Source organism: Nostoc sp. JL33 (assembly GCF_017114985.1).
GTDB lineage: Bacteria > Cyanobacteriota > Cyanobacteriia > Cyanobacteriales > Nostocaceae > Nostoc.
Map to the genome: position 1 here is coordinate 76,149 of NZ_JABXKP010000074.1, position 19,145 is coordinate 95,293.

At 42.9% G+C, this 19,145-nt stretch carries 18 protein-coding genes; 8 read left to right on the forward strand and 10 right to left on the reverse strand.

The annotated features are described in order from the left end of the window. Positions 1 to 73: 73 nt before the first annotated feature. The 4 genes from HWQ23_RS20970 to HWQ23_RS20985 form a co-directional block, all read right to left on the reverse strand. Positions 74 to 1,153, reverse strand: coding sequence for a bifunctional riboflavin kinase/FAD synthetase (locus HWQ23_RS20970; protein ID WP_292832216.1), 1,080 nt, complete (start codon positions 1,151 to 1,153; stop codon positions 74 to 76). Between the two features lie 524 nt (positions 1,154 to 1,677). Further along, a complete protein-coding gene (locus HWQ23_RS20975) occupies positions 1,678 to 2,574 on the reverse strand; it encodes an MBL fold metallo-hydrolase (protein WP_292832219.1) in 897 nt (298 codons plus the stop codon). Positions 2,575 to 2,861: 287 nt separating this feature from the next. Then, complete coding sequence (surE, locus tag HWQ23_RS20980) at positions 2,862 to 3,659, reverse strand: 5'/3'-nucleotidase SurE (protein ID WP_292832431.1); 798 nt, start codon at positions 3,657 to 3,659, stop codon at positions 2,862 to 2,864. Positions 3,660 to 4,027: 368 nt separating this feature from the next. Next, the gene (locus HWQ23_RS20985) at positions 4,028 to 4,195 is read right to left on the reverse strand and encodes a hypothetical protein (RefSeq protein WP_292832222.1); all 168 of its coding nucleotides are present in this window, start codon (positions 4,193 to 4,195) and stop codon (positions 4,028 to 4,030) included. A 77-nt stretch (positions 4,196 to 4,272) separates the two neighbouring features. Between HWQ23_RS20985 and pheS the strand changes: the two genes are divergently transcribed. From pheS to HWQ23_RS21015, 6 genes are all read left to right on the forward strand, one after another. Further along, positions 4,273 to 5,265 (forward strand): phenylalanine--tRNA ligase subunit alpha, encoded by a 993-nt coding sequence (gene pheS, locus HWQ23_RS20990; protein WP_292832225.1) that lies wholly within the window; start codon positions 4,273 to 4,275, stop codon positions 5,263 to 5,265. Positions 5,266 to 5,440: 175 nt separating this feature from the next. Then, entirely contained in the window at positions 5,441 to 5,653 is a 213-nt protein-coding gene (locus HWQ23_RS20995; RefSeq protein ID WP_292832228.1) for a BrnT family toxin, read from the forward strand. Between the two features lie 73 nt (positions 5,654 to 5,726). Next, the gene (locus HWQ23_RS21000; protein ID WP_292832434.1) at positions 5,727 to 6,371 is read left to right on the forward strand and encodes a Uma2 family endonuclease; all 645 of its coding nucleotides are present in this window, start codon (positions 5,727 to 5,729) and stop codon (positions 6,369 to 6,371) included. 36 nt (positions 6,372 to 6,407) lie between these two features. After that, positions 6,408 to 6,725 (forward strand): DUF4926 domain-containing protein, encoded by a 318-nt coding sequence (locus tag HWQ23_RS21005; protein ID WP_292832231.1) that lies wholly within the window; start codon positions 6,408 to 6,410, stop codon positions 6,723 to 6,725. A 180-nt stretch (positions 6,726 to 6,905) separates the two neighbouring features. After that, entirely contained in the window at positions 6,906 to 7,850 is a 945-nt protein-coding gene (locus tag HWQ23_RS21010; RefSeq protein WP_292832234.1) for a dienelactone hydrolase family protein, read from the forward strand. A 240-nt stretch (positions 7,851 to 8,090) separates the two neighbouring features. Continuing rightward, a complete protein-coding gene (locus HWQ23_RS21015) occupies positions 8,091 to 8,384 on the forward strand; it encodes a DUF433 domain-containing protein (protein WP_292832238.1) in 294 nt (97 codons plus the stop codon). A gap of 17 nt (positions 8,385 to 8,401) precedes the next feature. Here the strand turns inward: HWQ23_RS21015 and HWQ23_RS21020 are convergent, their stop codons facing one another. Beyond that, complete coding sequence (locus HWQ23_RS21020) at positions 8,402 to 9,844, reverse strand: RecQ family ATP-dependent DNA helicase (RefSeq protein ID WP_292832240.1); 1,443 nt, start codon at positions 9,842 to 9,844, stop codon at positions 8,402 to 8,404. Positions 9,845 to 10,165: 321 nt separating this feature from the next. Between HWQ23_RS21020 and HWQ23_RS21025 the strand changes: the two genes are divergently transcribed. Then, on the forward strand, positions 10,166 to 10,603 hold the full coding sequence (locus tag HWQ23_RS21025; RefSeq protein WP_292832243.1) for a GNAT family N-acetyltransferase: 438 nt from the start codon (positions 10,166 to 10,168) through the stop codon (positions 10,601 to 10,603). A gap of 230 nt (positions 10,604 to 10,833) precedes the next feature. Here the strand turns inward: HWQ23_RS21025 and HWQ23_RS21030 are convergent, their stop codons facing one another. From HWQ23_RS21030 to HWQ23_RS21045, 4 genes are all read right to left on the reverse strand, one after another. Next, positions 10,834 to 11,514 carry a SnoaL-like polyketide cyclase gene (locus HWQ23_RS21030; protein WP_292832246.1) on the reverse strand — a complete coding sequence of 227 codons (681 nt, stop codon included), beginning with the start codon at positions 11,512 to 11,514 and terminating at the stop codon, positions 10,834 to 10,836. Between the two features lie 207 nt (positions 11,515 to 11,721). After that, positions 11,722 to 12,201, reverse strand: a complete 480-nt coding sequence (locus HWQ23_RS21035) for a GNAT family N-acetyltransferase (RefSeq protein WP_292832249.1) — start codon at positions 12,199 to 12,201, stop codon at positions 11,722 to 11,724. A 123-nt stretch (positions 12,202 to 12,324) separates the two neighbouring features. Next, positions 12,325 to 13,929, reverse strand: coding sequence for a 2-isopropylmalate synthase (locus HWQ23_RS21040; protein WP_292832252.1), 1,605 nt, complete (start codon positions 13,927 to 13,929; stop codon positions 12,325 to 12,327). Between the two features lie 95 nt (positions 13,930 to 14,024). Continuing rightward, entirely contained in the window at positions 14,025 to 14,546 is a 522-nt protein-coding gene (locus HWQ23_RS21045; RefSeq protein WP_196517317.1) for a LabA-like NYN domain-containing protein, read from the reverse strand. A 741-nt stretch (positions 14,547 to 15,287) separates the two neighbouring features. On the opposite strand from HWQ23_RS21045, the gene HWQ23_RS21050 reads away from it, so the two are divergent. After that, a complete protein-coding gene (locus HWQ23_RS21050) occupies positions 15,288 to 17,657 on the forward strand; it encodes a serine/threonine-protein kinase (protein WP_292832255.1) in 2,370 nt (789 codons plus the stop codon). Between the two features lie 30 nt (positions 17,658 to 17,687). Here the strand turns inward: HWQ23_RS21050 and gorA are convergent, their stop codons facing one another. Continuing rightward, entirely contained in the window at positions 17,688 to 19,034 is a 1,347-nt protein-coding gene (gene gorA, locus HWQ23_RS21055) for a glutathione-disulfide reductase (protein WP_292832257.1), read from the reverse strand. Positions 19,035 to 19,145 lie beyond the last annotated feature (111 nt).

The following is a 19,145-nucleotide window of genomic DNA, read 5'->3' on the forward strand; positions in this document are numbered from 1 at the left end:
GATTCTTCCCAATGCCCAAATTCCCTAAATACATTGTTCCCACTCAGAACTCCTAACTCCTAACTCCTAACTTTTAACTTTGCGCTCCAGCACTCAAAACTTCTTTAGCAACAACGCAGTCAAGTTGAATTTGTGTTTTCAGGGCTTCTAGAGAAGGAAATTTTTGTTCAGGACGCAAAAATTTAACTAGCTGCACAACCAGTTTTTTGCCATATAAATCCCCAGACCAATCGAGCAGATGTACTTCCGCAGATGAATAAGTGCCGTTTACAGTGGGACGATTACCGATATTCATTACACCCAAATTCTCACTTGGAGTGACATCTGATGTTTCACTGAGAGTGAAAACGCGGACAGCGTAAACTCCTTGGCGGGGCAAAAACTTTTCTTTTGGTAGTTGGAGGTTGGCGGTGGGAAAGCCAATCGTTCTGCCCAATTGTTGACCTTGAACGACATCACCAAGGAGGGTGTAAGGGCGTCCTAGTAGTAGATTTGCGTTTTCGATGTCGCCTTGTTCAAGGGTTTGGCGAATCAATGAAGTGCTAATGCGGGCATCGTGAGCCGGAGTAGTACTGACGCAACTGCTTTCGGTGGGCGAGTTACCTGTATAAGTTTGTAAAGGAACGATGGTAACGGGGATATTGTGCTTGGCGGCGATTAATTGCAAATCATTGGCAGTACCACTGCGCTTTTCGCCAAAACAAAAATCCTGCCCGATGCTAATTCGCTGGCATCGCAGTTGTTGCACAAGAATTTTTCCTACGAATTCTTCGGGGGTCAAAGCAGACAATTCTTTGTCAAAGGGTAGTAGTACCAGTTGTTCTACCCCAAGCGATCGCAATTGTTGGACTTTTTCATCCAGTGGCGTTAACAAAGTCCGGGGTTGCCCCGTAAAAAACTCGTGTGGATGGGGGTCAAAGGTGACAACTGTTGAATAGGTATATTCTCTATTTGTTAGTTGTTGATTTTCGTTTGACTGCGGACTACTAGCTACTGACAACTGACCACCAGCGTGCAAGACTGGTTGAATTACCCTTTGATGACCAAGATGAACACCATCAAACTTGCCAAGGGCAACAGCAGTCGGCGTTAGCAGCTCTTCGCTTGAAGAAGCAACCCACACAGAACACCCATTTTGAGACAAATTTAGCACTTGGATTCTGAGATTTTAGGTTTATTTTAGCTATCAGCAGAAAGCTACCTGATGGTACGCCTTGAGGAGGACAGCTTTTGTAGATGGTCTGAACTTTCACCAACTGCCCATGAGGTCTTGTGCGATCAGCCAGGGTGTTGATCACACCCCTTTTAGCTATCAGCCAAAAGCCTAACCCACGGGAAGTTGCCCAAGATGGTATCTTGTGCTATTAGCTTGACAGCTAATTGCTAAGTCCAGATAACCCCAAATACCAGAGCTAACTTCGCTTTAGTTCCGTGTTGAGACTGCAAGGAGGGTAAAACGCTCCTTGCAGTCTCAATCTTAGGGCGTCTGTGGGTGCCTGGGCTGTGCTGGTGAATCTATAAAGTGTGTCCTCCTGTTGTCGCCCTGAACCTGTGGTCGGCGTGACAACTCTGGGCAGCGCTCGCTGTCTCAGCGTGCAGCCAACAGGTACGCTCTCGTGCTGAAAGCTTCTGATCACCAATCTAATCTAAAATCTCCAATTGCTGCGATCGCAATCTTTAGACAGAAGACTTTCTAACAGGAAAAGATTCTGATAAGGAAACTGAGGTGGGAACCTCAAGTACCATTCCTTCCCGTGCCATTATAGCCCCAGGAAATTTTGCAGCAGCTTGTTTCCCAACACAATCTAAAAAGTCGTCATCGTGTGCGGGGTCGTGGTGATAAATCACTAGAGTTTTGACATTAGCAGCTTTCGCCACCTTTACAGCTTCTTGCCAAGTCGAATGTCCCCAGCCAATTTTCGGGGATGTTGGGGAATAATATTCCTCGTCTGTGTAGGTAGAATCGTAAATTAGAATGTCGGCATTACGAGCTAGCCACAGCACATTGTCATCGAGTCGATCGGGAAAATGTTCGGTATCAGTAATATAAGTAGCAGTGCCACCATGCCAGCTAACGCGGTATCCTACGGCTTCACCTGGATGATTTAAAGGTGCTGTTTCCAGGGTAAGGTCATCGATGTGTATTGGTTGCCCCGGTCGAATATCGTAGAAATTTAAATTGGCTTGCATTATCTGCAAGGGTACGGGAAAGTTGGGGTGCAACATTTGGTCATTCAGGCGCTGTTCTATGGTAGAACCATCAGGTGCGATCGCGCCGTAGATATGAAAGTCATTCCCTTTCACAAACCCTGGAGTAAAGAAGGGAAAACCCTGCATGTGATCCCAGTGAGAGTGGGTAAAAAATATATGAGCTTCTAACGGCATTTGGCGCAACAAAGATTGGCCCAAAACATGTAGCCCTGTGCCAGCATCGAAAATTAAGCGTTTATCGCCCGCTTGCATTGATATGCAAGGGGTATTACCGCCGTAACGAACGGTGTCTGGCCCTGGACTGGGGATGCTGCCGCGAACGCCCCAAAATTGTACGGTAAATTGGTTCTCTATCCTAGACATGGGTGTTGCTTGCTGGACTGAGCGGGCGATAATTGGACAAATTGTTACTTATTTTGTCTAAGTTTATGCTGTCTCACCGATTTTGGTAGAGGGAGGATTTCTTGGTAAAACAGCATATCCTGTTTCTGGCTGATTGTGTAAATCTGGATGAAATACTCTCAAGTAGAATTTTCCAGTTTTTGAAGTGGATGTGTATCGTTTATTTCAAGAGTGTCCCTAAGTTATAGCCTACATTTTTCTGTGATGCATTTGAATAACCCCGGTTTTTTCCTAATAAATCAAATGCTTCACGGAAACTTGAATTCCCACTCAGACAATTTATCTAATCCAGTTGCGTAGGTAAGATTGTATTGTAACGGGGTAATACTGATGTGATTATTACGTACAACAGCCACGTCTGTCGGTACATTTTGAGGCAGATTTAGTCCGGTTGGGGGTTCCACCTCCTCAATTACCTCTCCGGTTAACCAGTAGTACGTTTTTCCACGAGGATCAACTCGTTTATCAAACACATCAATGTAACGCCGCACTCCTTGACGGGTGAGAGTAACTCCGGCAATTTCTTCCCATTTGACCGCAGGAATATTGACGTTGAGCAACATTAAATCTGGCAACGGTTTTTCGGCTAACTGGTCTACAAGAATTTTGGCAAACTTAGCAGCAGGTTTAAAGTCTTTAGATGTGTGACTACTAAGACTTAGCGCTACACTGGGAATGCCTTCAATTAGACCTTCCATTGCCGCAGAAACAGTGCCGGAATACAAGATTTCAGTTCCCAAATTCGCACCTTGATTAATGCCAGAGAGAACCAAATCCGGGGGAGTCTCTAGCAAAGCCCACAACGCTAATTTGACGCAATCTGAAGGCGTACCATCGCAAGCCCAAGCTTTGACAGATGGATGGAAAATCTCTTCCACAATTTCGGCGCGAATGGGTTGGTGTAGAGTTAATCCATGTCCAGTTGCCGATCGCTCTCGATCTGGGCAAACTACGCTCACATCATGACCTGCGTCTGCCAAGTAGTTGGCTAGGGTACGAATCCCCAAGGCAGAAATGCCGTCATCGTTGCTAATTAGTAATTTCATAGTCATTGATCATTGGTCATTAGTTATTAGTTATTTGTTATTAACCATTTGTCAATGTCGCAGGTCACAGGCAGCAAAAAAACATATATACTCACTAGTACCGCAAGGCGGAAGTTTGCCTACCTTTAACACTTGTCGTTACCCACATTTTTGTAACAGTCAAACTGTCGCGCTTACCCTGCAATCCCGCCCAGAACTTAAGTTCTAGGCTAATAGCTCAAGTCCACTAAGCGTGGACTGAAATTTTCCCTTTCACTGAGTCTAGCTATGTACATCGCTTCAAATTTTGTATTTAGTCCTCTTGAGAGGACTTTAGCTATAAGCAAGAGGAATTTATTCCCAGGCTCTATGGCAACGAAGCACAAGATTTATAAAGATGTTGGGAATGATAATACCTTTAACAAGGGGCTTAAGCCCCAAGTCTTGTTAATTGAGATATTAGCTGGATTTATGCCAAGCTGTACTAGTCCAATCGTCTCTAACTGATAAACAGAGGTTTGGTTTCGACGCTCACCTTTGGCTGATGATAATGGCATAGCTGTAAGTTTATTTATGGAGCAGTTCACAGCTTTTGACTATAAACTAATGACTAATGACCAATGACTAATAACTAATGACTAGCAATTTAGAAGCTCAACTTTTAGCACTGCGGCAGTCAGGAGAAAAAGCGATCGCAGCCGCCGATACCTTAGAACGTCTGGAAGAACTCAGAGTTAACTATCTGGGTAAGAAAGGGGAACTAGGGGCACTGTTGCGAAGTATGGGGCAAATGAGTGCAGAGGAACGTCCGAAAATTGGAGCGATCGCTAATACAGTCAAAGAATCCCTGCAAACTAGTCTAGACCAGCAACGCGCCGCTTTAGAAGCCGCGCAAATCCAGTTACAGCTAGAGGCGGAAACTCTGGATGTAACTATGCCAGGAATTTACAGCCCCCAAGGTCGCATTCATCCCCTCAATGGTATTATTGACCGGGCACTGGATATCTTTGTCGGTATGGGCTACACCGTGGCTCAAGGGCCAGAAATGGAAACAGATTACTACAATTTCGAGGCTCTCAATACTCCGCCTGACCACCCCGCCCGTGATATGCAGGATACCTTCTACCTGCCAGATGGCAATCTTTTACGCACTCATACCTCGTCAGTACAAATTCGTTACATGGAAAGAGAAGAACCACCAATTCGGGTTGTGGCTCCAGGGCGAGTTTATCGGCGAGATAATGTAGACGCGACTCACTCAGCAGTTTTCCATCAAATAGAACTTTTAGCCATTGATGAGGGACTAACCTTTACAGACCTCAAAGGCACAATTAAGGTATTTTTACAAGCAATATTTGGCGATTTACCAATTCGCTTCCGCGCCAGTTATTTTCCCTTTACCGAACCCTCAGCAGAGGTAGATTTGCAGTGGAATGGGCGCTGGCTGGAGGTGATGGGCTGTGGTATGGTCGATCCAAATGTACTTAAGTCTGTGGGTTATGACCCAGAAGTTTATACAGGGTTTGCTGCGGGTTTTGGTGTAGAACGCTTTGCAATGGTGTTACACCAAATCGATGATATTCGTCGGTTGTATGCTAGTGATTTGCGATTTTTGCAACAATTTTAGTAATTGGTTGCTTTAAATAATCAGGCGGTTACTAAATTTTTTGCAAAAGTCAAAGAATTTTGAGTTTTGGATTGAATAATTCAAAATTCAAAATTTAGCACGGTGTCAGCTGATGCAGTTCACTTGGGATGAAAATAAGCGCTAATCAAATTTGGGCAAACACGGGTTTGATTTCGTGGATGCTTCTCAGGTTTTTGAAGGTGCAACATTCACGTTTGAAGATGAGCGCTATGCTTATGGAGAACAGCGCTTTATTACACTGGGACTATTGCGCGGGCGAGTGGTGGTGATTGCCCATACAGAAGTTGGAGATGAAATTCGTGTCATTTCGATGAGAGAGGGAACTAAACGTGAGCAAATCATTTTCTTCCAAAACCTCTCAAACTGATTGGGAGAGGATTGATGCAATGCAAGATGAGGACATTGATCTTTCTGACATTCCAGAAGTGACTGAAGAACAGATGAAGCAAGCGGTGCTGCGGGTTAGCGGAAAACCTGCTGAACGGGGTCAACAAGATGGCAAACGTCTAAGGCTTGAGGAATATTTGAAGTATGACGATCGCACGGATAGCCAATATGAACTGGTGGCAGGTGAGTTAGTTGCAATCCCACCCGAAAGTCCAAAAAATGTCCAGATATCTCTCTTTTTGCTGGTAAATTTCCTCAAGTTTATTCCGGTTAATCGGTTAAGTAACAAAGTTGAAATTGTTGTTGCTGGTTCTCGTGCGACAACTCGTATTCCTGACTTAATTGTGCTGACGGATGAACTTGCAACAGCCTTAGAAGGTGCAACGCGATCCACAATCACCCTGGATATGCCACCTCCAGCATTGGTTGTTGAAGTTGTTTCTCCTGGCAAAGCTAACGAAGACCGGGACTATCGCTACAAACGTTCCGAGTATGCCGCTAGAGGAATTGCTGAATATTGGATTGTTGACCCCCAAACAAATGCAGTTACCCTACTGATATTAGTTGACGGGTTTTATGAAGAAACCAGATTTGCCGGAAATAGTGCGATCGCTTCTACCATTTTCCCAGATTTACAGCTAACTGTAGAGCAAGTACTTAATGCTGGAGAAAGCAATGTCGGTAAGGAAGACAGATGAAGTGATTTGAGAAGTGCGAGATCAAAGAGCTAACTCATGAAGGTACAGCACCCCCTATTCTCTCAAGTTGCCTTAGCCCAAGACTTGCCAGAATACAACCTGAAGCGAGGGAATGTTGCAACAATTGTGGAACATTACCCCATGCCTGAACGGGAAGAGGACGGGTATAGTCTGGAAGGATTTGATCTGCCCCATGTGACGATCGAAGTACCAGCATCTCAAATTATCCCCATTGCCCAGTGGCAGCAAGAAGAAATGATTTTAGCCAAGTTACGCCAGCTATCTAGAGCGAGGCTGTTGCAATTACAAGACTATCTCGATTTTCTCTTGCAAAAAGATGAGTCTGAGCATTAGAATAGGTTCAAATCTCCCACCTAAATATTTGGCGAGAAAGTTTTTTGCGTAGGCGTAGCCCGTCGTAGACATCGCATCCTCGATCAAGCAATTTTATAGTCTGGCAAACCAGCCTGCTGTTGACCAGAACTATTGGTAAACTAGAGGCAATGCCAGTTCTGCTGAGTGATTTTACCCCAAATGAACGAATCAGAAGACTTTCGCCGGAATCTTCTCAGATGCTTGGGAGGCGAATGGCCCGAACCTTGTCCGCTCGATCCACGGCTGGAGGACTCAATAGCTCGTGAGGGATATCGAATAGATAAAGTAACATACCAGGTTGAACCTGGAGAGCGTGTGCCTGCGTATGTTCTTGTACCGGATGATGTGACTCCCAAATCACCTGCCCCAGCGATCGCACTCTGGCATCAGCATAATAATAATTGGACGCTCGGCAAAAGCGAGCCTGCCGGTCTTATAGGCGACCCAACACAATTCACAGGTGTTGCTCTGGCAAGCGAGGGGTATGTTGTGCTTTGTCCAGATGCCCTGTGTTTTGAGGAAAGACAGGACTCGATTCTTCGAGGAGGTGATTTCGAGCGCTTTGCTTTCTTGCAATATCTCGTCAACGGCAAGTGCCTTGCATGGAAATACATACTCGATATGCACAGAGCTATCGACTACTTGTGTTTGCGACCCGATGTGAATGCTGAAGCGATCGGTTGCTATGGTCATTCCCTTGGCTCGATTTTCACATGGCTTATTGGCCCTTGGGAAACACGGCTCAAGTGTCTTGTGGGAAACTGCGCTCTGCCAACCTACTCTGCCATTCATAGCACTCGTCGTCTTGCTGGATTTGGTATCTTTATTCCTGGTTTGAACCAATACGGTGATACACCGGAGATTGCGGCGCTGATTGCTCCTCGTCCTCTACACCTCAATTTTGGCAGCGAGGATAAACACAGTCCGGTTATTGAGGTCAGGAAGGCTATGGAGAAGATTGAGAAGGCTTATTATAAGCATGAAGCCGAAGATAACTTTACTTACTTTATCGAGGAGAACCAGGGGCACGTATTGTCTGAGCAGATGTGGGAGCGTGCGAAATCTAAGTTTCTCAAATACTTGCCGCCAAAAGGTGGTCGGTAAATGACACTAACCACCCTTTTGATACTTTATTTAACTATTCCTGAATGACCGGGGATATCTGCCAAAGGTTCAAATCTACCGCCTAAATATTTGGTGAGAAATTCTTCTGCGTAGGCATAGCCCGTCGTAGACATTGCATCCCTCAATTAAGCGATTTTCTACTCTGGTAAACCAGCCTGCTGCTGACCAAAACTATTGATAAACTAGAGGCAACGCCAGTTATACTGAGTGATTCGTTATATGTTTGCTGAAACCTCCTCGCACTACGTTACCCGTAACCCGGAAATTTTGAGTGGAGAGCCAATTATTACAGGTACTCGCACATCTGTTCGTACCATTGTCGGTTTGTGGCGGTTGGGGATTATGCCAGAAGAAATCTTGAACCATTTGCCACATTTGACGCTGGCACAAGTGTTTAATGCCTTGAGTTTTTATCTCGATCATCAGGCGGAGATTAATGAATACATTGAGCGAAACCGAGTACCCGATGAATTAATACATCCATCTGTAAAAGCTATATTGGGGACATCGTGACGGTTTTTGCTGCACTATTAACGGCAATTGTCGCAATGTCCGCAACGCCAGTTAGCAGCTTCTTTATCAAAACCAAAAGCGTTTAATAAAAACTGCCAACGGCACTGTTTTGTAGTTAGATATTGATGCATTTGTTTGGCGGCGTGTAATTGCGTCGGTGGCTGAGTTCCCGCTTTTTGAGTAATAGTGTAATGGAAAGGATCAAGCCAGTTTAGCTGACCATTGCTATGGAGTAATGCTAAAGCGATCGCACCATCAGGAAATTGTCGGGTTACTGCATTCACTTCTCCCTGTTTTGGTAATTTTTTCACAAGTTGCTGCGCTATTTGTTGTTGCGATCGCATTTGTTCTTGAAAAAATTCCTGTCTTCGCTTATCCTCTGGATCTAACCACCCTGTAGGTTCACTTACCAGCGTCAACGCTTCTGCCGGTTTCCCATCTCGCCCAGCGCGGCCTATTTCTTGCACATATTCAGATAACAAATGTGGCGCGTGAAAGTGGACAACCCACCTTACATTGCTTTTATTAATCCCCATGCCAAACGCACAGGTGCAAACTACAAAAGGTATTTTACCACCTAACCAGCTTGCTTCTACTTCACGGCGTTCGGTTGCACCCAATCCCGCATGATAGCTAGCTGTAGCATAACCCATCTCTGCTAACCATTCGGCTAAATCTTCGCTATCTCTCCTAGTGCGAACATAAACTAATCCCGATTGTTGCGGTCTATTTTGAATAAACTTTAATAATTGTTGTTTCCTACCTCGTGGTGTCCAAGCGATGCGAATGCTGAGATGCAAGTTAGGACGGTAAGGATTCAAACGGAAAATCTCTGGTTGCTGTAATTGTAAAACTGTTTGAATAATCTTTTGGGCTAACGGGTCAGCAGTCGCAGTAAAAGCAGCGATGCTAATTTTTGTTCCCGGTGGTTTTGATTTTAGCAATGCAGGACGCACAGCCCCTAATCTGCGATAAGCTGGGCGAAAACTATCACCCCACTGCACTAAACAATGGGCTTCATCTAAAATTAAGCCATTAATTTGCAATTCTGGGTGAGACAATCTTTCCCACACTGGCGCACTTAGCAAAGTTTCTGGCGATAAATAAAGTAATCTTAGCTGTTGACGTTCTAAAGCTTGCAGAGTTGCACGACGTTGAGATGAAGACAATTCACTATGTAAAAGCGCTGCTTTCTGATGACTTTGTTTTAGTTCCTGTACTTGATTTTCCATCAACGCCACCAAGGGCGAAACTACCAAGGTTAATCCTGTTTGTAGGAGTGCGGGAAGTTGAAAACAAACCGACTTACCTCCACCTGTAGGCATAATAATCAGCGCATCTTTTTGTGCTAATAAAGTGCTGACAATTTCTCCTTGTGGTGGACGAAAATCTTCATAACCCCAGATTTTTTGAAAAGCTGCGCGAACTTCTTGCCAAGATTTTGTTGTAGGCTGATTCATAATCAATAGTAGATGCACTCATATCCTTGAACGCTGAATATAGCCTCTCTTATCCAGCTAATGGTTCAGTAATTTCATCATCTTAGGTGCAACCCACTGACTGCAAGAAGAGAACATCTCAGTGAAAGCAAATGTACCTAAATCGGCCCCTTTAGTCCCTCTTTGCTAAGGGGGTAAACGACATTTCTGCTCCCTCTCCTTAGTAAGGAGAGGGTTGGGGTGAGGTTTAAAGAGCTTTCTACGAAAGTGAGATACTCCCCTGTAACAATGAATTATAATTAAATATTATGCATCAAAATATTAAATAAAAGATTCAGGCAGATGAACGAAGAATTAAAACATAAATTTTACATCAGCACTGATAAATCTAAATTGGATATTCAAATTATTCATGATTTTTTACAAACTTCCTATTGGGCTGAAAACATACCATTAGCCCTTGTGGAAAAGTCAATAAACAATTCTTTATGTTTTGGACTTTACGAAGGTAATCAACAAGTTGGCTTTGCGAGAGTCATCACTGATTATGCAACTTCTGCGTTGTTAAAAGATGTTTTTATTCTGGAGCCTTATCGAGGACAGGGTTTAGGAAAATGGTTTGTAGAATATATTTTGGAATATCCAGAACTGCAAGACGTTCAAAGGTGGATGTTAGGCACAAAAGATGCTCATGGACTTTATCGCCGTTATGGTTTTAAAAATTTGACAGAGCCAGAAAAAATTATGATGCGTCTAAATCCAAATGCTGCTCAAGCATAAGCAATGTCTAAATTGGGCAAAGCCTATATAAACCAGTTTCACTCGATAAGCGCTTCTGGTTTGTATACAAGAGACTCTGACTTCTCGTAAAAGGAGAGAGGCTTTGAATCTTACTCCCCTTCCCTTGTAGGGAAGGGGTTGGGGGTTAGGTCTTATTAAACTTAACTAGAAGCGCTATAAGCGCTCCCGATTGTTTACTAAAAGCGTTGTTTGAGTGAACTATATAAAAATTAGTGACTGTTCTGATTTTGGGAATGCAAGGGACAACCACCTGCCGTTAATTTCTGAAGAAAGACATTATTATCAAAATAATGCTCTAAAGACTCAATTTTCAAATCATCAGTCACGCGAGCAATACTAACTCCTACGATCTCTACTGTTTCCCCTGTGGGTGCATAGTCTTTATAGGAACCATTAAATGTTCCCCAATGTCGCCACTTAAAGGTTACATTAGGCGGCCCCGATAGGACTTCTGTTAATTCCCAAAGAAAGCCATTATGAAAGGCATTATGAAAAACCTCAAATGAAGATTCAAAGGTTTCTGTTTCAGAGCTATAATGCTCACTTTCACCTAGAAACAGGTTATAAGTACCTTGCTGGGCGACCTCTTGAGCAGTGTATTCTTGTCCCCCATTGGTACTCATCTTAAACTTATCAGTAACAATGGAAAGCCACTGTTGGGGATTAGATTTATTAGAAGCTTCCATCTCAAAAGTTCGGACTAAATTTTGAGCGATTGCTTCTAAAGAACCTTCTGGATGCTGAAATTTGCTTTCTTGATGAAGAAATTCATTGGTGTAAGAATAATCTGGGCGTTTTCCTTCCCGCCACTGTACTTCTTCATCATGAGTAATGACTATATCTCTATCTTGTACCCAGAGCGGTAATTCTGTAGTTTTTTCGCTACTCATACAAGCTGACTGACTATAAACATCGTTTCTCAGAATAAAGTTTTATGGATACAAGTAAATCAAAAAGTCTAAAAAAGTAAAAAATATTCATAATGAACTAAATCAACTTGACTTTTTGCACAAATTATAATACAAGCAAACACAGATGCTTCTTGAGCTAGAAACTTATCCGCTCGGATTTAGAAGTTAGGCAAAAAAATGCTCTACTTAAATTAAATCTAATTGCATTACATTCCCTTCAGAGAAACCGAGACTGGAGTAAACTGGTTTACCGCCTGGTGAGGCGTTAAGAAGCACTCGCGTACAACCGAGCAGTTTTAAATATTTAATTGCTCTATTAGTTAGGTCTTTGGCTATGCCTTGTCTGCGGTAAGATTGTTCAACGTAAACGCCCCAAATATATCCAAATTTGCGGTATTCATCTTTGAAAACATTTGGGTATAAATCTGCAAAGAGTTGACAATTTGCAGAACCCACAACTGTATTATTAACCTCTGCAACAAAAGCTTTGTAAAACAAATCCCGACGCGCCTCTTCTATGAATTGGAGGGTAATATTCTGCCAGTCAAGCTGGATATTACTCTCATCAACACCAATATCTAGCCACATTTGGTAAGAGTGTTTTGCAATCAGTGAGTCTTCTTTGGTGGTAGCTTCTCTGATAACGATATGTTTTTCTGTCAGCATAATTTTCTAACAAATTTTCGGAACTCACAGCTAACTCCTCCCCAAAGTCGGGGAGGAGTTTTTTAGCTGATGCTAAAAACAAGGTGTGGTGCTTGTATTATGGGCAGTTTGACAGATATGATCTCAGACTTTCTGTGCAGATACTTCCTCTGGCTTTTCTTGAGTTTGCAATGCAGAATACAACCTATTCAACGCATTTACATAAGCTTGCGCGGATGCCACGATGATATCTGTGTTCGCCGCATGACCAGAAAATACTCTAGATTCATAACGTAAACGAATCGTCACTTCTCCAATCGCATCAATACCGGCTGTTACTGATTGCACAGAAAACTCAATCAACTCGTTGGGCACATTCACCACACGATTAATAGCTTTGTAAACTGCATCCACTGGCCCAGTACCGATCGCTGCATCAGTTAATTCTTCACCTTGTGGGGTGCGGAGGGTAACTGTAGCAGTGGGACGGGCGTTGCTACCACAGGAAACTTGCACCAACTCTACACGGAACAAATCGGGTGCTTGTTGGATTTCATCGTTAACGATCGCTTCCAAATCCCAATCAGAAATTTCTTTCTTTTTATCTGCTACTTCTTTGAATCTGACGAATGCTTTATTTAATTCCGTATCCGACAATTCAAAGCCCAATTCTTTCAACCGAGTGCGGAAAGCATTTCTACCTGAATGTTTGCCCAAAACTATTTGATTGTCTGTCAAGCCAATCAATTGAGCATCCATAATTTCATAGGTCAGCCTGTTTTTTAACACACCATCTTGGTGAATCCCAGACTCATGGGCAAAGGCATTCGCCCCCACGATCGCTTTATTTGGTTGTACTAACATTCCCGTCAAATTAGAAACTAAGCGTGAAGTTTTATAAATTTGCCGGGTGTCGATATTTGTCAGAGATTCTTGAGAATCTGCTGGTCTTCCCAAAAAGGGGTTAAAATATTGTCGCCGCACATGCAACGCCATCACTAATTCTTCTAGTGAGGCATTTCCGGCACGTTCGCCAATCCCATTGATTGTACATTCTAATTGCCGTGCGCCATTTTTCACGGCTTCTAAGAAGTTAGCAACTGCCAAGCCTAAATCATTATGACCGTGAACGGAAATAATCGCTTGGTCGATATTGGGGACATTTTCGATAATCCCCTTAATGATCGCTCCAAATTCGCTAGGGGTGGTGTAACCCACAGTATCGGGAATGTTAACTGTTGTTGCACCGGCTGCGATCGCTCCCTCTAACACTTGATAAAGAAATTCTGGATCACTACGAGCCGCATCCATCGGCGAAAACTCTACATCTGTCATGAAGGACTTGGCATAAGCTACCATTTCTTGGGCGATCGCTAGCACTTCTGCCCGTGACTTCCGCAGCTGATACTCTAAATGAATATCAGAAGTCGAAATAAATGTGTGAATTCTGGCGTTAACTGCTGGTTTTAATGCTTCGGCGGCTGCTTCAATATCTGCTTTAATCGCTCTTGCCAAACTGCAAATTACCGGGCCGTTTTCTGTGCCGACAATTTGGGAAATCTTCTTAACTGCTTCAAAATCTCCAGGACTGGCAAAGGCAAAGCCTGCTTCAATTACATCTACACCCAGACGCGCTAATTGCTTGGCAATAACTAGCTTTTCGTCTATATTCAGAGTCGCCCCTGGACACTGCTCTCCATCTCGCAATGTTGTATCAAAAATGATGATTCGATCTGTTTTGTTTGTCATTTGCGGTTTGTTGTTTAGTTTCTACTTGTGGCTCAATATATCTTCAACCTTAGTTTTTCTTTTACTTTTTCCTTTGTAAATAATTGCTAAGGCTACTAACCTTCGGTTTTTTCTATTTGTTCTCTGATATCATTTAAATCTATATATCTGTCAGTAGCATTCCGTAGCTCTCTAGCGATCATCCCTTCTGTTGATACTACCGTAATATGTGTATTCTTGGAGCGTAATAGTTCGATTGCTCTTTCAAAATCTCCATCGCCACTGAATAATACTACTCGGTCATACTGGTCTACTGTATTAAACATATCTACAACAATTTCAATATCTAAATTCGCTTTTTGCGAGTAACGACCTGACGTATCATCATAATATTCTTTAAGAATTTTAGTTCTGACTGTATATCCTAGACTAATTAGAGCATCTCTAAAACCTCGCTGATCTTGTGGGTCTTTTAAGCCAGTGTACCAGAATGCATTAATTAATGTTGTTTCTGATTGCTCATGTTTGAAGTATTCTAAGACTCGCCGTGGGTCAAAAAACCAGCCATTTTTTTGTTGAGCATAGAACATATTGTTTCCATCTACAAAAATAGACAGACGATTCATTGGAGAACCCATACAAATTTACACCTAATAATATAAATGAATTTAGATGGAACAATAGATTATAGCAATTCTTAAATGACAAGTTTGCTAATATCTATAAAGTAGCTCTTCATCTATAGCTTTTATCCTACCTCTTTCAAGGCATAAAAACGGCTGCAACATTGGAGTTGAGATACTGGATGCTAAACCTTATTCACCTCCGGCACTGCAAGAGCTACCCTGTGATCAAAATCTACCAATAAAATTGACTGAGTAACAGCATTGATCGCTGTATAACACTAAATTTTACTCCTAAAGAGGTATAGCATAAGCTTAGGGTAAGATATAAGTTAATGCCTATCTATAAGTAAAGCTTTCAGTATCAGGACACGCTTTATGGGGAGTACCAATATTGCGCCAGAGACAGAAGACGGACTTGGGACAGCTTCTGGTATAGTTCCCAGCTAAAAGCATACCTGTTGTTTAGGCTGGGGTAAAATCTCCCCGCAACCAAATGCACAGGCAAAGTATATCCGACTCTGAACTATGAGACAATCACTCTTTTATAACTCACTCAACAGAAAAAGAATAACTTAGGTAGTGCTTGAGTAGGAATCTGTTGGGGGCTAGCTCTGCCAATAAAAGTTTGTTGATGAATAGAAGATACTTTACAAATGTATAAGATTGCCATTTAAGTCTTATTTCAATGTGCTTGTACTAAAACGTCGTCTGAATAAATAAAAGTGTTGGACTTAAATCAATCAGTAAAACGATATGGCAGAAGAACCTACATCTACCTTAACTAAAAACTATGTCTCTGCTGCCAATAGACACTCAAGTAAACCGACAAAAGTAACTTCGACAGCATCGGCTCGGCAGTCCAAGTGGATGGTTAGCTTAGGTCATCTCCTCGCTGGTGCTTGGGCAATCGGGGCAGGACTGCTGAGTGCTTCTGGTTGGGAATTGGTTCAATTGAGCGAAAATCAGGCGCTTTCTGACTTTTTCCAACTGCGTGGGCCGATTGTGCCTCCAGAAGATATCGTAATTTTAGCAATAGACGATCAGTCAATATCAGTTCCCGAACAGTACTATAAAACAGATCCGAAACAATATGCCTACCTAGAAACACTGAAATCTTATCCTTATCAACGTGCTGCATATGCTCAGGTAATCGCAAAGTTAATCAAAGCAGGTGCCCGCTCTGTAGCGTTAGATGTCGTTTTTGACACAGGAAGTAGTTATGGAATTACTGACGATCGCCAACTGCAAGCAGCATTGCAAAAATATGGCAGCAAAGTTACCTTAGCAGCCGTCTACGAAAATTCCCAGACGCACCAAGGGTCTTTCATGCAACTGATAGATCCACAACAGATGTTTCGTACCGGGTCAGTGTCCATTGGCTCAGTTAATTTCCCCGTAGAGGTGGATGGTAAAGTTCATCGATTGGCGAGTGAGTTTTCTAAGTTGTTACCTGAAGATAATTTGATCGAGAAGCTACCCTCTTTTGATGAAGCAGCACTCAGGACAGCAAAAGTAAATTATCCCCGACCAAAGGGCGATCGGATTAATTTTTGGGGGTCTGCGGGTACATTTGAGCAAATACCCTTTTGGCATGTACTCGACCCGCAAAACTGGAATAGCTATTTGCAGCGAGGAAAGGTCTTCAAAAACAAGATCGTGCTGATTGGTGCAACAGATAACTTAAACAATGATTATTATCCAGTCGCTGCTAGCAACAGCAATAAACCCATGTCGGGCGTGGAAATTCACGCCAATGCGATCGCAACTTTGCTCAAAGGTAAAGCGATCGCCCCAGGAATTAACAGCCTACCATTGCGGGGTTTGTTTGTGCTAATTCTAGTTGGCAGTACAGCCTTGATGATTAGCCGACGCAAGCGTAATATCAATAGATTCCTATATAGCCTCGCCCTCTCTGGTACTTGGGTAGGAATTAGCTATGGGTTATTTTTCTATGGTCAGTTAATTTTTCCCACTACTGTACCAACGATTGCGATCGCAATGATCGGACTTTCCTACCTGGGAACCTCATTAGTCAGAGAAAGCATCAAAAAACGCCAATTAGTAGACATTTTTCAGAAGTATAAAACCTCCGCCGTTGTCCAAGAGATTATCAGCCAACAAGATGACTTCCAAGACCTAATCCAGCAACGAGATTTAGCCTTATCAGGCAAAGTCCTGGCTCAACGCTACAAAATTGTCAAAGTTCTTGGTTCCGGTGGATTCAGCGAAACCTACATTGCCGAAGATATCCAACGTCCTAGTAATCCGCGATGTGTTGTCAAGCAACTAAAACCAGCCAACACCAAACCCGAAGGATTGCAACTTGCCAGACGTTTATTTAGCTCAGAGGCGCAAACACTAGAAAAATTGGGAACCCACGCTCAAATCCCTCAACTTTTAGCGTATTTTGAAGAAGATGAAGAATTTTATTTAGTCCAAGAACAGATAATTGGTCATCCTTTAAATCAGGAACTCCCAGCAGGTAGAGCAATTGATGAAATTGCAGTGATCAAAATTGTCAGGGATTTATTGCAAACATTAACATTTATTCATAAAAATAACGTGATTCACCGGGATATTAAACCCAGCAATATCATCCGGCGACATTCAGACGGTAAACTGGTACTGATTGATTTTGGAGCCGTCAAAGAAGTCAGCACAAAACAGCTTGATCGTCAAGAGCAAACCCCCTTCACCATTGGCATTGGTACTCAGGGTTACGCACCAAGCGAGCAATGTTTTGGGCGTCCACACTACAGTAGTGATATCTATGCAGTCGGCATGGTTGGGATTAAAGCCTTGACTGGTATAGCGCCCCGTCAGCTAGATAGAGATGCTGATGGAGAGATCAAATGGAGCGATGCCGAAGGCGGTAAACTACGCACACAAGTTAGCCACGCCCTAGCGAAGATTCTCAGTAAAATGGTACTGGATGACTTCAAACAGCGATATCAGTCTGCATCAGAGGCTCTTGAGGCTCTTGAGGCTCTTGAGGCTCTTGAAGCTTTTGACGATGTTGTAAATTCCCAAAGCATATACCCCATGCTACAGAATGACTCATTAATGAATACTTTAGATGACTTAGGCGCTCCCACAAAATCTTGCTCAGAAGGACAAGATTAACAATTCAAAATTCAAATTACGAATTACGAATTATTTTAACGACAGGAATTCTTCTCCTACCGTGGGATGAATGCCTATGGTTTCATCCAGGTCTTCCTTGGTAATGCCCTTGCGAATTGCCACGCCGAGACTTTGAATGATATCTGCTGCGTGTTCACCCACCATATGAGCACCCAAAACTTGCCCAGAATCACCATTTAACACTAACTTTATAGTGGTTGGCTCATTCTGTTCGATTAGCTGATACAACAGTGGTTGGAACTGGGTGTAGTAGCATTGTACAGATTCACCAAATTTTTCCCGTGCTTTTGCCTCCGTCATCCCCACACTAGCCGCTTCTGGACGGCAAAAAACAGCAGTGGGCACATAATCATAATTCAGTTTTTGGGGCTTGTTGCCAAAAACTGTATCGGCAAAGGCAATACCTTCTGCTTGGGCGACTGGAGACAATTGCACGCGGCTGGTGCAGTCACCCACAGCAAAAATGTTTTCTTGGCTGGTGCGGCTGTATTCATCTACTTTAATTGCACCATCTTCGCCAAGTTCAACATGGGCATTTTCCAAACCAAGATTCTTGGTATTGGGAGCGTAACCGGTGGCAACTAAGATGGTATCTGCTGTAATTATTTCTTGGCTCTCACCAGTAATAGTTAACAAGAAACCTTCTTCTGAGAATTTGATTTCACTAACGGTGCTATTGGTGAACAACTTAATTTTGCGTTTAATCAAACCCTGTTGTACAGCAGAGCAAATGTCATGATCAAACCCCGATAAAATCATCTCGTCTTTTTCAATTAACGTCACCTCGCAACCGAAAGCGTGCATCATGCTGGCAAATTCTACGCCAATGTAGCCGCCGCCAATAATTGCTAAACGTTTCGGTAAATAAGGTAACTGAAACATCTCGCGGGATGTGATAGCGTATTCTATACCTGGGATGTTGGGCTTGAGGGGTTGCCCTCCCACAGCAATTAAAATTTTGTCTGCTGTAACTTTGCGCCCATCAATATTGATAGTATGGGCATCAATGAAAGTGGCATATTCAGAAATTAGTTCAATTCCAGCTTTGTGCAATTGCTGAAAATAGGATTGGTTAATGCTGCCAATATGCTGATGTACTGACTTAATAAATAATGTCCAGTCAAAGTATGTTTGGCAGTCACTCCACCCATAACTGTGTGCTACTTGATTTTGCAGGGCGAAGTCAGCCGCGTAAACAATCAGTTTTTTGGGAACGCAACCGCGATTTACACAAGTCCCACCGATGGCTTCTTGTTCAGCAATGGCGACACGTACACCGTAGCTAGCTGCTTTTTTAGCTGCTGCCAATCCCCCAGGGCCAGCACCAATGACAAACAAATCGTAATCAAATGTCATAAAAATCTGTTCCTTTTTCACTGTTTGGAAAGCAGAGCTATTTCATCCCTTATACTTATTCACACAAAACTTCATCTACTGTCTTTGGGTGGACAATTTGGGATGAAACTA

Excerpts from the sequence above, each read along its gene's own strand:
- HWQ23_RS20985 (WP_292832222.1), bottom strand. The coding sequence starts at position 4,195 with ATGCCATTATCATCAGCCAAAGGTGAGCGTCGAAACCAAACCTCTGTT.
- HWQ23_RS21025 (WP_292832243.1), top strand. The coding sequence starts at position 10,166 with ATGAACGAAGAATTAAAACATAAATTTTACATCAGCACTGATAAATCT.
- HWQ23_RS21020 (WP_292832240.1), bottom strand. The coding sequence starts at position 9,844 with ATGAATCAGCCTACAACAAAATCTTGGCAAGAAGTTCGCGCAGCTTTT.
- HWQ23_RS21015 (WP_292832238.1), top strand. The coding sequence starts at position 8,091 with ATGTTTGCTGAAACCTCCTCGCACTACGTTACCCGTAACCCGGAAATT.
- pheS (WP_292832225.1), top strand. The coding sequence starts at position 4,273 with ATGACTAGCAATTTAGAAGCTCAACTTTTAGCACTGCGGCAGTCAGGA.
- HWQ23_RS21000 (WP_292832434.1), top strand. The coding sequence starts at position 5,727 with ATGAAGCAAGCGGTGCTGCGGGTTAGCGGAAAACCTGCTGAACGGGGT.
- HWQ23_RS21035 (WP_292832249.1), bottom strand. The coding sequence starts at position 12,201 with ATGCTGACAGAAAAACATATCGTTATCAGAGAAGCTACCACCAAAGAA.
- HWQ23_RS21005 (WP_292832231.1), top strand. The coding sequence starts at position 6,408 with ATGAAGGTACAGCACCCCCTATTCTCTCAAGTTGCCTTAGCCCAAGAC.
- HWQ23_RS21030 (WP_292832246.1), bottom strand. The coding sequence starts at position 11,514 with ATGAGTAGCGAAAAAACTACAGAATTACCGCTCTGGGTACAAGATAGA.
- HWQ23_RS20975 (WP_292832219.1), bottom strand. The coding sequence starts at position 2,574 with ATGTCTAGGATAGAGAACCAATTTACCGTACAATTTTGGGGCGTTCGC.
- HWQ23_RS21050 (WP_292832255.1), top strand. The coding sequence starts at position 15,288 with ATGGCAGAAGAACCTACATCTACCTTAACTAAAAACTATGTCTCTGCT.
- gorA (WP_292832257.1), bottom strand. The coding sequence starts at position 19,034 with ATGACATTTGATTACGATTTGTTTGTCATTGGTGCTGGCCCTGGGGGA.
- surE (WP_292832431.1), bottom strand. The coding sequence starts at position 3,659 with ATGAAATTACTAATTAGCAACGATGACGGCATTTCTGCCTTGGGGATT.
- HWQ23_RS21040 (WP_292832252.1), bottom strand. The coding sequence starts at position 13,929 with ATGACAAACAAAACAGATCGAATCATCATTTTTGATACAACATTGCGA.
- HWQ23_RS21010 (WP_292832234.1), top strand. The coding sequence starts at position 6,906 with ATGAACGAATCAGAAGACTTTCGCCGGAATCTTCTCAGATGCTTGGGA.
- HWQ23_RS21045 (WP_196517317.1), bottom strand. The coding sequence starts at position 14,546 with ATGGGTTCTCCAATGAATCGTCTGTCTATTTTTGTAGATGGAAACAAT.